The 13,334-nt window shown below is 75.3% G+C and carries 12 protein-coding genes; 4 read left to right on the top strand and 8 right to left on the bottom strand.

Annotation, left to right across the window (positions count from 1 at the left end; genetic code table 11):
- Positions 1–28: 28 nt before the first annotated feature.
- From AB8M62_RS05005 to AB8M62_RS04985, 5 genes are all read right to left on the bottom strand, one after another.
- Positions 29–898, bottom strand: coding sequence for a carbohydrate ABC transporter permease (locus tag AB8M62_RS05005; protein WP_369068886.1), 870 nt, complete (start codon positions 896–898; stop codon positions 29–31).
- Between the two features lie 50 nt (positions 899–948).
- Entirely contained in the window at positions 949–1,932 is a 984-nt protein-coding gene (locus AB8M62_RS05000) for an ABC transporter permease (protein WP_373694850.1), read from the bottom strand.
- A gap of 240 nt (positions 1,933–2,172) precedes the next feature.
- Complete coding sequence (locus AB8M62_RS04995; protein ID WP_369068814.1) at positions 2,173–4,140, bottom strand: alpha-glucuronidase; 1,968 nt, start codon at positions 4,138–4,140, stop codon at positions 2,173–2,175.
- A gap of 72 nt (positions 4,141–4,212) precedes the next feature.
- On the bottom strand, positions 4,213–5,205 hold the full coding sequence (locus tag AB8M62_RS04990; protein WP_373694855.1) for a LacI family DNA-binding transcriptional regulator: 993 nt from the start codon (positions 5,203–5,205) through the stop codon (positions 4,213–4,215).
- A 56-nt stretch (positions 5,206–5,261) separates the two neighbouring features.
- The gene (locus AB8M62_RS04985; protein WP_369054283.1) at positions 5,262–7,598 is read right to left on the bottom strand and encodes a beta-xylosidase/alpha-l-arabinosidase; all 2,337 of its coding nucleotides are present in this window, start codon (positions 7,596–7,598) and stop codon (positions 5,262–5,264) included.
- A 252-nt stretch (positions 7,599–7,850) separates the two neighbouring features.
- Between AB8M62_RS04985 and AB8M62_RS04980 the strand changes: the two genes are divergently transcribed.
- Positions 7,851–8,573, top strand: coding sequence for a hypothetical protein (locus tag AB8M62_RS04980; RefSeq protein ID WP_369068812.1), 723 nt, complete (start codon positions 7,851–7,853; stop codon positions 8,571–8,573).
- Between the two features lie 42 nt (positions 8,574–8,615).
- Here the strand turns inward: AB8M62_RS04980 and AB8M62_RS04975 are convergent, their stop codons facing one another.
- Positions 8,616–8,804: a hypothetical protein gene (locus AB8M62_RS04975; RefSeq protein ID WP_369054280.1), complete on the bottom strand. Its 189-nt coding sequence runs from the start codon at positions 8,802–8,804 to the stop codon at positions 8,616–8,618.
- Between the two features lie 109 nt (positions 8,805–8,913).
- Positions 8,914–9,432, bottom strand: coding sequence for a GNAT family N-acetyltransferase (locus tag AB8M62_RS04970; RefSeq protein ID WP_369054279.1), 519 nt, complete (start codon positions 9,430–9,432; stop codon positions 8,914–8,916).
- A gap of 116 nt (positions 9,433–9,548) precedes the next feature.
- Here AB8M62_RS04970 and AB8M62_RS04965 point away from each other — a divergent pair, with 116 nt between their 5' ends.
- The 3 genes from AB8M62_RS04965 to AB8M62_RS04955 all read left to right on the top strand — a co-directional run bounded on the left by AB8M62_RS04965 (position 9,549) and on the right by AB8M62_RS04955 (position 12,093).
- Positions 9,549–10,607, top strand: a complete 1,059-nt coding sequence (locus AB8M62_RS04965; RefSeq protein ID WP_369054277.1) for a dihydroxyacetone kinase subunit DhaK — start codon at positions 9,549–9,551, stop codon at positions 10,605–10,607.
- Positions 10,608–10,612: 5 nt separating this feature from the next.
- Entirely contained in the window at positions 10,613–11,359 is a 747-nt protein-coding gene (locus AB8M62_RS04960; protein WP_369054276.1) for a DAK2 domain-containing protein, read from the top strand.
- A gap of 104 nt (positions 11,360–11,463) precedes the next feature.
- The gene (locus tag AB8M62_RS04955; protein ID WP_369054275.1) at positions 11,464–12,093 is read left to right on the top strand and encodes a YceI family protein; all 630 of its coding nucleotides are present in this window, start codon (positions 11,464–11,466) and stop codon (positions 12,091–12,093) included.
- Here the strand turns inward: AB8M62_RS04955 and AB8M62_RS04950 are convergent.
- Positions 12,083–13,255, bottom strand: a complete 1,173-nt coding sequence (locus AB8M62_RS04950; protein ID WP_369068811.1) for a lycopene cyclase family protein — start codon at positions 13,253–13,255, stop codon at positions 12,083–12,085. The two genes, AB8M62_RS04955 and AB8M62_RS04950, sit on opposite strands and share 11 nt — an antisense overlap.
- Positions 13,256–13,334: the final 79 nt, after the last annotated feature.

Below are 13,334 nucleotides of genomic sequence, written 5' to 3'. Positions count from 1 at the left end.
CGTCGAACGGGTCGTGGGGGTGCTGGGGTCACTGCTTCACGGAGCCGAGCATCACGCCCGACACGAAGTACTTCTGGATGAAGGGGTAGACCATGACGATCGGCAGCACGGTGAGGACCATCGTCACCGACTGGATGTTCGCCGCGACCTGCCCGGCGCTCTCGGTGGTGGCCTGCATGGACGTCGACGTCGTGACGCCGGCGATCATGTTGCGCAGGTAGATCGTCACGGGGAACATGTCCGCGCGGTCCAGGTACAGGAACGCCTGGAACCAGGCGTTCCAGTGGGTCACCGCGTAGAAGAGCGTCATGGTGGCCAGGACGGCCTTGCTCAGCGGCAGGACGATGCGCAGCAGGATGCCGTAGGTGTTCAGGCCGTCCACCGCGGCGGCCTCCTCCAGCTCCTCGGGCATCGCCTCGAAGAACGTCTTCATCACCAGCAGGTTGAAGACGCTGACCGCGTTGGGCAGCACGATCGCCCAGATGGTGTTGTTCAGCCCCAGCGAGGTGACGAGCACGTAGTTGGGGATGAGCCCGCCGTTGAAGAACATCGTGAAGACGGCGAACGTGATGAAGAAGGTGCGGCCCTTGAGGTGCCGGCGGCTGACGGCGTAGGCGAAGCACGTCGTGAGGAACATCGAGATCGCCGTGCCGACGACGGTGTAGAGCACCGTGTTGGCGTAGCCGCGCCAGAAGGCGCGGTCGCCCATGACGACCTCGTAGGTCTGCAGGTTGAAGCCGCGCGGGACGACGTTGACCTGCCCGGCGTTGATCGCGGCCTCGCTGGACAGCGACTGGGCGAGGATGTTGACGAACGGGTACATCGTCACCACGACCACGAGGGACAGGACGACGACGTTGACCACCCGGAAGGCGCGGTAGCCGCGGGAGTCCTTGATGGTGGACGCCGGGACCGCGCGGACGTCGCTGAGGTCGACCGTCGGCGCGCTCACCACAGGCTCGATCCGACGATGCGGCGCGACAGGGCGTTCGCCGACAGGACGAGGAACAGACCGATCAGCGACTCGAACAGGCCGATGGCCGTGGCGTAGCTGAAGCTATTCGACTCCAGCCCGACCCGGTACAGGTAGGTGCTGATGACGTCCGCCGTGGGGTAGGTGAGGGGGTTGTAGAGGAGGAGGACCTTCTCGAACCCGATGGACAGGAACGTGCCGATGTTCAGGACGAGCAGCACGATGATCGTGGGCGCGAGGCCGGGCAGGGTGATGTGCCAGGTCTGCTTCCAGCGGTTGGCGCCGTCGATGCGCGCGGCCTCGTACAGCGACTCGTCGATGGTCGTCAGGGCGGCGAGGTAGAGGATCGCGCCCCAGCCCATCGTCTGCCACACGTCGGAGGCGACGTAGATGGTGCGGAACCAGTCCGGGTCCTGGATGAAGGGGATCGGGCCGGCGCCGAACAGGCCGATGACCTGGTTGGCGGTGCCGCGCAGGGAGACGAACTGCAGCACCATGCCGGCGATGATGACGATCGACATGAAGTGCGGCAGGTAGGACGCCGTCTGGACGAACTTCTTGAACTTCTTGCTGCGCAGCTCGTTGAGCAGCAGCGCGAAGACGATCGGCAGCGGGAAGCCGATGAGGAGCGTCAGGGTGCCGAGGACGAGCGTGTTCTGGAAGACGTTCCAGAAGGTCGGGTCGTCGATGAAGAGCTGGACGTAGTCCAGCCCGACCCACTCCTCGCCGAAGACGCTGCCGCCGGGCACGAACCGCCGGAAGGCGATGACGTTGCCGAGCATGGGCAGGTACTTGAAGACCACGAACCACGCCACGGGCAGCAGCAGCAGCGAGTACAGCCGCCAGTCCCGGGCGACGGCCCGCCGCCACGTGGGGCGCGGGGCTCCGGAGCCCTTGGGGGGTACGCCCACCGCGGGGACGGGCGCCTGGCCTGACGGCTGGCCGGTCGGGGCGTGCACCGCCAACGTCCTCACCTCCCTGTGAGTCGCTCGAAAGTTTCGGTGTCGGCATCGACACTTTCTAGGCGGGGACTCTAGGCACCTCCCCGCGGACACGTCAAGACACTGTCCAGCTCGCTGGACAGTGGTTGAGCGTCGGCACACCCAGCGCCGGGCGGACCGCCTCCCGGGGGCCGGACGCGCGACAGCGGGCCGTCCGTGCGTCCGGGCGGCCCGCTGCGGGCTGTCGGGGGTGGGCCGTCAGAAGATGCGGCGCCCGTGCGCGTCCGGCGCGCCGCTGGCGCGGTGGAAGTACGTCGTGATGCGGTCGCACCACTCCTGCGCCGAGCGCACCTGCTCGGCCAGCCGCGTCCGCACCTCCTGGGCCGTCCGCTCGTCCACGCGGTCGGCGACCTCCTCCCAGCGCGCCGCCCGCCGGCGCACGTCCTCCACCCCCGCGAAGTGCGTGTCGTAGATGCGCTGCACGAGCGTCTCGCCCGTGGACAGGCGGTGCCCGTAGCCGACGTGGTGGAAGAAGAGCAGCAGCTCCTCCGGGCACGTCGCGAGGTCCTCGTAGCGGGCCGCGTGGGCCGGCGGGTACTGCCCCGCGTACCCCGTGCCCGTGGCGACCGTGCGGTCCACGCCCACGCCGTCGCGGTCGGCGAAGTGGTAGGTGCCCCAAGCGGTGTACTCGTAGCCCTCCACGTCCGGGCCGTAGTGGTGGTGCGGGCTGACCATCCAGCCCACCCCCAGCGGGGCCGTGAGGTCCTCGTACGTGCGCCAGGAACCGGCCACGACGTCGTGGACGCCCGCCAGCAGCTCCTCGTCGTCGCCGAAGGTGGCGCGCGACCACTCGCCGAGCAGGGCGTCGGGGTCCAGCCGCGGGTCCCACGCCAGCCGGCCGAACGCGAACAGGTTCGCCTGCGCCAGCGGGTGGCCCGTCCAGCACCAGGAGTCGCCCACGTTGGAGACGGCCACCACGCCGCCGCGCGCGCAGTCGGCCACGGTGCGCGGCTCGCTCGTGCCCTCGCCGAAGTCGAAGCGCAGGACCTCCGACCACTGCGGCGCCAGGTAGCAGACGTGCTGCTGCTGGCCCGTGTACTCCTGCGTGACCTGGAACTCCACGGCCGTCGTGGTCTCCCGCAGCGCCCCCAGCAGCGGGGACACCGGCTCGCGCACCTGGAAGTCCATCGGGCCGTTCTTCACCTGCAGCACGACGTTGTCGTCGAAGCGGCCGTCGAGCGGGACGAAGTGGTCGTGGGCGGCGCGGGCGCGGTCGGTGCTGCGGTCGCGCCAGTCCTGGCGGTGGTCGTAGACGAAGCAGCGCCACAGCACCGTGCCGCTGTGCGGGGCCAGGGCGCGGGCCAGGACGTTCGCGCCGTCGGCGTGGTCGCGCCCGTACGCGTGCGGTCCGGGGCGGCCCTCGGAGTCGGCCTTGACGAGGAACCCGCCCAGGTCGGGCACCGCCCGGTACAGGCGGTCGGCGGTCTCGCGCCAGAACGCCGCGACGCGCTCGTCCAGCGGGTCGGCGACGTCCAGGCCGCCGAGGGAGATCGGGGAGCTGAAGTCGACGCTGAGCCACACCCGCACGCCGAAGGAGCGCGCCAGGTCCGCCACCCGCGCCACGTCGGGCAGGTGCTCGTCGACCAGCCCGCGCTCGGCGTCGTGCACGTTGACGTTGTTCAGGGCCCAGGCGTTCAGGCCGACGGAGGCCATCAGCCGCAGGAACCCCCGCACGCGCGTGAGGTCCTCCACGACGCGCCCGTCGCGGAACAGGACCGAGTCGCCCGCGTAGCCGCGCTCGACGCTGCCCATCACCCCGTCGGCGGTCATGTTGTCCCACGAGTCGAGCATCCGCAGGTCCACCGCGGGGTCCTCCACGGTGCCGTCCAGGACGTCGGGCACGACGAGCGCGCGGTAGAACCCGTGCAGCAGACCGGCTCCGTCCGGGGCGCGGACCACCCGGTCCGCGCCGTCGTGGTGGACGGCGAAACCCCCGGGGCGCAGACCGTCCGGGGCGCCGGCGGTGGTGAACAGCCAGCGCGGCGCGTCCGCGGCGGGCTCGCCCAGGCCGAGCTCGGCGCGCAGCGAGGCCACCTCGTCGAGCACCGTCGCGCCGGCCGGCCCGCCGCCGTCGACCTCGACGCGGGCGGCGGCCAGGTGCCGCCCGCGCGCGGCGGGCAGCCAGCAGGGGTGGGTGTCGGGGAACCAGGGCTGCGGGGTCGGCACGGGGTGACCTCCCGGTCGGGGTGGGTGGGTGTTCGGGGCGCGCGGGAGCCTCGGCGCGCCCGCGCGGGCGCGTCAGGGACGCGCGGGGGCGCTGGTGCTGCCGCGCACGACCAGGTGCACGGCCAGGTCCATCCGCAGGACGGGCGGCTGCTCGCCCTCGGCCAGGGCGAGGACGAGCTTGGTGGCGGCGTCGGCCATCTCCAGCAGCGGCTGGTGCACGGTCGTCAGGCCGGGGATGATCCAGTCGGCCACGGGCAGGTCGTCGTAGCCGACGACCGAGAGGTCGTGCGGCACCGACAGGCCCAGCTCGTGCGCGGCCCGGTACACGCCGATCGCCTGCAGGTCGTTGCCGGCGAACACGGCGCTCGGGCGGTCCGGGCGCGACAGCAGCTCGCGGCCGTGGGCGTGACCGCTCTCGACGGAGAAGTCGCCCCAGCGCACGAGGTCGGCGCCCAGCCCGGCGTGGGCCAGGGCGTCGCGGTGCCCGGCCACGCGGGCGCGGCTGGGCACCGTGTCCCGCGGGCCGCCGACCACGGCGATCCGCCGGTGCCCCAGCTCCACGAGGTGCCGGGTGGCCATGAGGCCGCCGTCGAAGTTCGCCGACCCGATCGAGGGGGCGCCCCCCTCGTCGTCGCCCGCGGGGTCCACGACGACGTAGGGGATGCCGCGGGCCTCCAGCTGCGTGCGCTGGTCGGGCTCCAGGTCGGAGAACACCATGATGACGCCGGTGGGCCGGCGGGCCAGGACGCTGTCCAGCCACTCCTGGCGCGGGGTGCGCCCGACGCTGCACTCGGACAGGACCACCTCGACGCCCTGCGCCGAGGCGGCCCCCTCCACCCCGCGCACCACCTGCAGCGCCCAGGGGTTGCCCAGGGAGTTGAACACCAGGTCCAGCAGCCGCGGCCCGGAGCGGGCCCCCGTGCGACGGCGCTGGTAGCCGTGCTCGGAGATCAGCTGCTCGATCCGGGCCCGCGTGCCGGGCGAGACGTCCTTGCGGCCGTTGAGGACCTTGCTGACGGTGGGCACCGACACGCCCGCGGCCTCGGCGAGCTGGGCGATCGTCATGCGCGGCACGGCGACCACCCCCTCCGGCGCGACGCGCTGGCCGAGGTGGCCAGCGGTCACGACACCTCCACGGGAGTGTCCATCACCCGCTCGTGCCCGACGACGCGGGCGGACCCGACGAGGGTGAAGGACGCGGTCAGCGGGGTGTCGCCCGCCGAGGCGCCCGCGTGGACGTCGATCCGGCCGGGCTCGACGACGCGGCGGTAGCGCGCGTCCACGAGCGCCGTGCGGTCGGCGTGCACGGTGAACGTCACGCGGCGCGACTGGCCGGGCTCGAGGTCGACGCGGGTGAACCCGGTCAGCCAGCGCACCGGGCGCACGACGGTCGCCACCGGGTCCGACAGGTACAGCTGGGGGACGGCGGTGCCGGCGCGCCCGCCGGTGTTCGTCACCGTGAGGGAGACGGTGACCGCCCCGTCGACGGGCACCTCCTCGGCGCCCAGCTGCAGGTCGCCGTAGGAGAACTCCGTGTAGGTCAGGCCGTGGCCGAAGCAGAACGCCGGCTCGCTGCGCAGCGAGCTGACGCCGGCGGCGTCCGTGCCGAGCTTGGGCTGCAGGTACGTGCCCGGGTGCGGGGCGTCCTGCGCGGGCACCTGCACGGGCAGGCGCCCGGAGGGGGCCACGCGACCGGACAGGACGCCGGCCAGCGCGGGCCCGCCCTCCTCGCCGGGCATGAACGCCTGCAGGACGGCGCCCGCGGCGTCGGCCGCTGCGCCCAGCGCGTAGGGGCGGCCGGAGACGACGACGAGGACGCTGGGCGTCCCGGCGCGCTGCGCGGCCTCCTGCACGGCCGCCACCAGGTCGGCCTGCACGCCGGGCAGGCGCAGGTCCTCCACGTCGCAGCCCTCGCCGGAGGTGCCGGCGCCGAACAGGCCCGCCTCGTCGCCGACGGCCAGCACGACGAGGTCGGCGCGCGCGGCGGCCTCCTGCGCGGCGGCGAAACCGCTGCGGTCGTCCCCGCGCACGGTGCAGCCGGCGACGTGCTCGACCTCGGCGCCCGGCAGCTCGGCGCGCAGCGCGTCCAGCAGCGTGGGCGCCTCGACGCCCAGGCCGAGCTCGGGGCGCTCCTTGAGCACGTGGTTGGGGAAGGAGTAGCAGCCGAAGAACGTCGAGGCGTCGTGCGCGGCGGGCCCGACGAGGGCGATGCGGCGCACGTCCTGCGCCAGCGGCAGCGTCCCGGACTCGTTGCGCAGCAGCACGACCGAGCGCTCGGCGATCCGGCGGGCGATGGCGCGGCGGTCGGGGGCGTCCAGGTCGGGCACGACGGCCGGGGGCTCCTCCTCCGCGTGCGCGTCGAGCAGGCCCAGCTCGCCCTTCTGCCGCAGGACGCGGCGCACCGCGCGGTCCACGAGCGCCTCGTCGACGGCGCCGGAGCGCACCAGCTCGGCCAGCGGCTCGCCGTAGGACTCCGTCTGCGGCAGCTCGACGTCCACGCCGGCGCGCAGCGCGAGCGCCGCGGCCTCGCCCTCGGTGGCGGCCACGCCGTGCGAGCGCTGCAGGAACGGCACGCCCCAGTAGTCGGAGACGACGACGCCCTCGAAGCCCCACTCCCCGCGCAGCAGCTCGGTCAGCAGCCACTCGTCGGCCGCGGAGGGCACGCCGTCCACGTCGGAGTAGGAGTGCATGACCGAGCGGGCGCCGCCGTCGCGCAGGGCGCGCTCGAACGGGGGCAGGACGACGTCGAGCAGTTCGCGCCGGCCCATCGAGACGGGGCCGTGGTTGCGGGCGCCGCGGGAGGCGGAGTACCCGGCGAAGTGCTTGAGGGTGGCGACGACCCCGGCGGACTCCAGCCCGGCGACGTAGGCGGTGGCCAGCTCGGCGACCAGGTGCGGGTCCTCGCCGAGGGTCTCCTCCACGCGGCCCCAGCGGTAGTCGCGCACGACGTCCAGGACGGGGGCCAGGCCCTGGTGCACGCCCAGGGCGGCCATGTCGGCGCCGACGGCGGCGGCCATCTCGCGCACCAGCTCGGCGTCGAAGGCGGCGGCCCAGGCCAGCGGCACGGGGTGGATGGTGGCCCGGAAGGCGGTCAGCCCGGCCAGGCACTCCTCGTGGGCGATGGCGGGCACGCCCAGGCGGGTGCGGGTGCGCAGGAAGCGCTGGTGCTCGCGCAGCAGGGCGACGCCCTCGGCGGGTTCGACCGGGCGCGTGCCGAAGGTGCGGGTCAGGTGGCCCAGGCCGTCGCGGGCGATGTTCTCGTAGGTGGCGCCGACGGTGAACTCGTCCTGGCCGGGGGCCACGTTGGCGCCGTCGGCGTCGCGCAGCCAGACGCTGCCGAGCTGGCCCAGCTTCTCCTCCAGCGTCATCGCCGCGAGCAGCTTCTCGACGCGCTCGGACAGCGGGAGGGCGGGGTCCTGCCACTCGTGGTCGTGCAGCGGCGGTGCGGGCAGGGACATCTGCGTCCTCCGGGTCGGCGGTCGGACCCGGCGGGGGCGTCGCGGTGAGGCGTGCCGGGCCCGGCCCACGCTAGGGGGTCCCGACATTTGCGGTCAACGACCCGAAAGTTTCGAGCAGGGGTCCGCGGTGGCCCCCGCGGCCGCCGCGGTCTCCCACCTGGCACCGGTGCTCACCACAGCCGCGGCACAGCCGGGTGGCCGAGACCTGGTGCCCGGTGCCGGCGAGGGTCCGGCGCGGGAGGAGGGACGGACGTGAGGACGAGGACGAGGCGCGTGGCGGCGGGGGCGACCGGGCTGGCGGCCGCCGGCGGGCTGGCCCTGCTGCTCAGCGGGCCCGTGGCCGCGGCCACGGAGGTGGACGACCGGGTCACGGAGCGGGTCGGCGCCATCAGGCAGGCGCTGACCGGGCTCGTGGACGAGGGGACGATCACCGATGAGCAGGCCGGCGAGGTGGCCGACGCGCTGGCCGGCTCGGACGCGCTGGGCCCGGGCGGGCACGGTGGGCACGGCGGCCCCGGCGGGTTCGGCGGGCCGGGCGGGTTCGGCGGTCCCGGCGGCCTGGACGCGGCGGCGGAGGCGCTCGGGCTGGACGCCGACGAGCTGCGCACGGCGCTGGCGCAGGACGGGGCGACCCTCGCGGGCGTGGCCGAGGCGCAGGGCGTGGACCGGCAGGAGCTGGTCGACGCCCTGGTGGCCGCCGGCCGCGAGCGCCTGCAGCGGGCGGTGGACGACGGCCGGCTGACGCAGGAGGAGGCCGACGAGCGCGCGGACGAGCTGGCGGAGCGGGTCGGCGAGCTCGTGGACCGCGAGCTGCCGGAGCGGCCCGGCGGTCGCGGCGGCCCGGGCGGATGGGGCGGTGGCCCAGTACCCGGCGACGCACCGGAGGAGGCACCGGAGGAGGCACCGGAGGACGCGTCCGTCGACGCACCGGCGGGCGCTCCGCAGGGGTCGGCGCAGACGTCCAGCGCCGCCTGAGACCGCGCGCGTCCCGGCCCGCGACGGGCCGGGACGGGCGCCTCAGCGCAGGTGGCCGGTGGTGGAGACGCGCAGGTGACCCGTGGTGGTCGTCGTCGTGGTGGTCGTCTTGACGACCTTCGTGGTGGTGCTGGTGGCCGCGGAGGCGGAGGCGGCGGGGGCGAGGGCGGCGGCGCCCGTGAGCAGGGCCCCGCTGACGATGAGGGCGGTGAGGGCGCGGGGCGTGGACACGGGGGACTCCTCCGGCGATCCGGTCGCTGTCTGCGACGCTGGGTGACTGACAACCCGAGCATCGGCGCAGGTCACAGCCGCCTTGAGGACGAAGTTCAAAGCTGAACGGTTACTGTGAGTGAAGGGCCAGGTCGAGGACCATCTCGACCTCCTCCCGCGAGGGGTCCAGCAGGTAGGGCACCCGCACGCCCGTCGCGGTGAAGCCGCGCCGGGCGTACCAGCGCCGCGCCCGCTCGTTGTCCTCGTGCACGTGCAGGTGCACCCGCGACCAGCCGCGCTCGCGGGCGCGCGCCAGCTCGGCGTCCAGGAGGGCGTCCGCGGTGCCCGCCGCGCGGCCGCGGTGGGCGGGGTCGACGAACACCGAGACCACGAACAGGCGGCCGTCGTCCTGGACGACGGTGCCGACCATCCCCACCCAGCGCCCCGTCGTCAGCTCCGTCGCGGCGGTCGCGTGGTTGCCCGGCGCCTGCCAGCGGGCGGCCCGGGCGCGCCACTCCGCGTCGCCGTAGGCGGCGGCGCGCTCGAGGCGGTCGCCGAAGGCGTGGGGGGTGTCGGCGAGCATCCGCAGGCGCAGGTCGCGCAGCTCGCGCCAGTGCTGCGCCCCGATCGTCACCAGCCGCACCGCCACCCCCGCGAGGCTACGCGGCGCGGTGCGCCGGTGGAGGTGCGGGCGCGGGCGCCGCGTGCCAGGCTCGGGGCGCTGCCCGAGGACGAGCAGCGCCCCGACCGCGAGGGGGTCCGCCCGTGAGCGTCACCAGCACGCACCGCAGCCCGCCGCGCGACGTGCCCGGTCGCCGGCAGTTCCTCAACGACCGCGACAGCTTCGTCCACGAGGCGCTGGAGGGCTTCGCCCTCGCCCACCGCGACCTCGTCTCCCTCAGCTCCGACCCGGACTTCCTGCTGCGCGCCCCGGCGGGACGCAGGCCCGGCAAGACGGCGCTCGTGGCCGGTGGCGGCGCCGGCCACGAACCCCTGCACACGGGTTTCGTCGGTGCCGGAATGCTCGACGCCGCGGTGCCGGGGCGGGTGTTCACGAGCCCCACGGCGCTGCAGGTCGCGGCGGCCACGCGCGCCGCGCACACCGGCGCCGGAGTCGTGCACGTGGTGAAGAACTACACCGGCGACGTCCTGAACTTCCGGATCGCCGCCGAGATCGCCCACGACGACGGCGTCGACGTCGAGCAGGTGCTCGTCGCCGACGACCTGGCCACCGACCCGGCGGTGACGGGGCTGGACTCCGGCCCCGGCCGGCGCGGCACGACGGCCGTCCTCGTCGTCGAGAAGGTCTGCGGCGCAGCGGCGGAGGCCGGCGCGCCGCTGGCCGACGTGGCCGCGCTGGGGCGGCGCGTCGCGGCCCGCGCGCGCAGCCTGTCCCTGGCGCTGAGCGCTCCCACGCACCCCGGGGAGCGCTGGCCGTCGTTCGACCTGCCGGCCGACGAGGTGGAGTTCGGCGTCGGCATCCACGGCGAGCGCGGCGTCGACCGGCGCCCGTTCGCGCCCGCCGCCGACCTCGTCGAGCAGTTGGTCGCACCCGTCGCGGACGCCGTGGAGGTCTCCCGCGGCGACGCGGTGCTGCTCGTCGTCGACGGCCTCGGTTCCACGCACCCCCTCGAACTGTCCCTCGCCTACCGGGAGGTGGTCCGCGTGCTCGACCGGCGCGGTGTCAGCGTCGCCCGCTCCTACCTGGGTTCCCCCGTCACGGCCCTCGACACGGCCGGGTTGTCGGTGGCCCTGGTACCGGCCGACGACGAGCTGGTGCGCCTGTGGGACGCCCCCGTGCGCACCCCGGCCTGGACGAGGTGAGGGCGGTGGACGAGCGGGGCGGGACCCCGGCGCGGACCCCTGCCGGCACCGCCGCGGGCACGACCGCGCGCGCGCCGGACGGGCTGGCGCTGCTGGAGGACGGCCGCGAGGTCGAGCCGCTGCGCGGGCCGCGCACGGCGGACCTGGACGGGCGGCGGACGCGGGCCTGGTGGCGGGGTTTCTCCGAGCAGGTGCGCTCGCGCGCCGACGAGCTGACGGAGCTGGACCGGCTGTCCGGCGACGGCGACTTCGGGCACAACCTCTCGGCGGCGGTGCGCAGCGCCGACGAGCGGATCCGCCAGGGCCGCCCGTACACCGCGGGCGGGGTGTTCGAGGCGGTGTCGCTGGGGTTCCTCGACACGGGCGGGACGAGCGGGCCGCTGCTGGGCATGTGGTTCCGCGAGTTCGCGCGCGAGTGCGGGGAGAGCGCGAGCGCGCAGGACCTGGCGCGCGCGGCCCGCGCGGGGCTGGACTGCGTGCAGCGCCTGGGCGGGGCGCAGCCGGGCGACAAGACGATGGTCGACGCGATGGACCCGGCGGCGCGGGCGCTGGAGGACGCGGCGCACGCGGGCGTGCCGGCGGTCTCGGCGCTGAGCGCGGCCTACCGGGCGGCGGCGGACGGGGTGCGCGGCACGCAGGCCTCGCGCGCGACGCGGGGCCGGGCCAGCTACGTGGGGGAGGCGGCCCGCGGGGTCGTGGACCCGGGCGCGCTGGTGGTGGCGTGGTTCTTCGAGCGGGGCACGGTGGTCTGACGCCGTCCGGGTGAGCCCCCGGGAATGCTTGCAGCTTCAAGTTGTTCACCTGTACCGTCAGGTCAGCACTTGAAGCTGCAAGCACTTCTCCCCGGAGGTCCCCCGTGTCCTGGTTCAGCCGCAGCAAGAGCTCCGCCCCCGCCGACGGCGCCACCGGCACCGCCGTGCTCGAGCGCACCGCGCCCGCCCTGCCCGCCGTCCCCGGCTGGCGCGCCGGCACGTGGACGATCGACGCCTCGCACTCGGAGGTGTCCTTCACCGTGCGGCACATGGCCGTCAGCAAGGTCCGCGGCCGCTTCGGCGCCGTGGCCGGCGAGCTCGTCACCGCCGAGGACGCGGCCGCCTCCACCGTGCGCGCCACCATCGACGTCACGAGCGTCACAACCTTCAACGAGCAGCGCGACGCCCACCTGCGCACGAACGACTTCTTCTCCGCCGAGGAGTTCCCCGAGGCCGTCTTCACCTCCACCGGCCTCACCCACGACGGCGAGGACTTCCGCCTGTCCGGCGACCTGACCCTCAAGGGCGTCACCCGCCCCGTCGTCCTGACCGTCGAGGTCTCCGGCCTCGGCCCCGACGCCTACGGCGGCACCCGGATCGGGTTCTCCGCCACCGGCCGGATCAACCGCCGCGACTTCGGCCTGGAGTTCGACGCCCGCCTGGACAACGGCGGGCTCGTCGTCGCCAACGAGGTCGACCTGCAGCTCGACGTCGAGGCCGTCCTCAGCGCCTGAGCGCGCGCCGGCGGCCCAGCTCGGCCACCGCCCCCAGCATCGGGACCCGCGGCGACGACGCCATGAGGCGCACGTCGTCCGCGGGTCCCGTCGCGCCGTCCAGGAACCCCAGCACCCGCTGCACCGGGTTGCGCTCGAACAGCCGCCACAGCACCGCCGCCCCGTCCAGGCGCCCCGAGGCGATCCCCGCCAGCAGCACCGCGTCCATCAGCAGGTGCCGGCGCCCGTGCGGGCGCGGCGGCACCGGCGGCGCCCCGGCCGCCACCCGGGCCGCCAACGCGTCGGCCTGCCGCTGCAGGACGCTGAACGCGTACCCCGTCGAGGGGCGCACCGCCCCCGCCGCCGCGCCGAAGCGCACCACCCCCGGCACGTCCGAGCCGGGGAACGAGGCGTCGGTCATCGGGATGACCCCGTGCTCGGTGCCCAGCACCTCCAGCGCGCCGAACCCCGCGCGCTCCGTCCACGCGTCCAGCCGCTCGCGGTACTGCGCGCCGGTCAGCAGGCCGGCGGAGAACTCCGTGTACTCCACCAGCGCCTCGCGCTCGGAGGTCGGCAGCACGTAGCCGAACGCCACCCCGCCCGCCGGCTGCGGGACGCGGAAGTCCATCAGCGTCACCGCGCCCGGGTCGAACACCGGCCGCGCCGCGCGCACCCGGTGCCCCAGGAAGTGCTGCAGCAGCGTCGTGGTGCCCGGCGCCCGCGGCAGCGGCACCGGCCGCGTGTCCAGCACCGCGCGCGCCAGCGGCCCACCGACCCCCACCCGCACCCCGCCCGGCGCGGGCACCAGCTCGTCCACGACGGCCTCCACGAGCGGCACCCCCGCCGCCGCCAGCCGCGCGCGGACCGCGCGCTCCACGTCGGTCGAGCGCAGCATCCGGTAGCGCCAGCCGCCCAGGTCCAGGTGCAGCACCGCCCCGCCGGGCGCGACGACCCGCAGCCGCGACCAGCGCGCCGCCACCAGCGGCCCGAACGGGCCCGGCCCGGCGTCCGGGCCCGCGCCCGGCCCCCACGTGCACCACGTGCGCTCCTGCGTGCGCGCCGCCGAGGACGCCGGGGCCTCCCACACCGCGAACCGGGCGCCGGTGCCCGCCAGCCGGTGCGCCAGCGACGCCCCCGCCGCCCCGAGGCCGACGACGGCGAGGTCCAGCGGCGCGTCGCTCACCCGGGCAGCATGCCCCGCCCGCACCGGCCCGGTGCGCGGCCCCCCGCGGGGGCTCTCCCCGCGGGCACCGCACCGCCCC

This window comes from Kineococcus terrestris (assembly GCF_041020755.1).
GTDB lineage: Bacteria > Actinomycetota > Actinomycetes > Actinomycetales > Kineococcaceae > Kineococcus > Kineococcus terrestris.
Note: the sequence above shows the minus strand (reverse complement) of the source record. Positions and strands in the feature narration are given on the sequence as shown.

Excerpts from the sequence above, each read along its gene's own strand:
- AB8M62_RS04990 (WP_373694855.1), bottom strand. The coding sequence starts at position 5,205 with ATGACGATCGCCCAGCTCGCCGAGGCCGCGGGCGTGTCGGTGCCCACC.
- AB8M62_RS04985 (WP_369054283.1), bottom strand. The coding sequence starts at position 7,598 with ATGTCCCTGCCCGCACCGCCGCTGCACGACCACGAGTGGCAGGACCCC.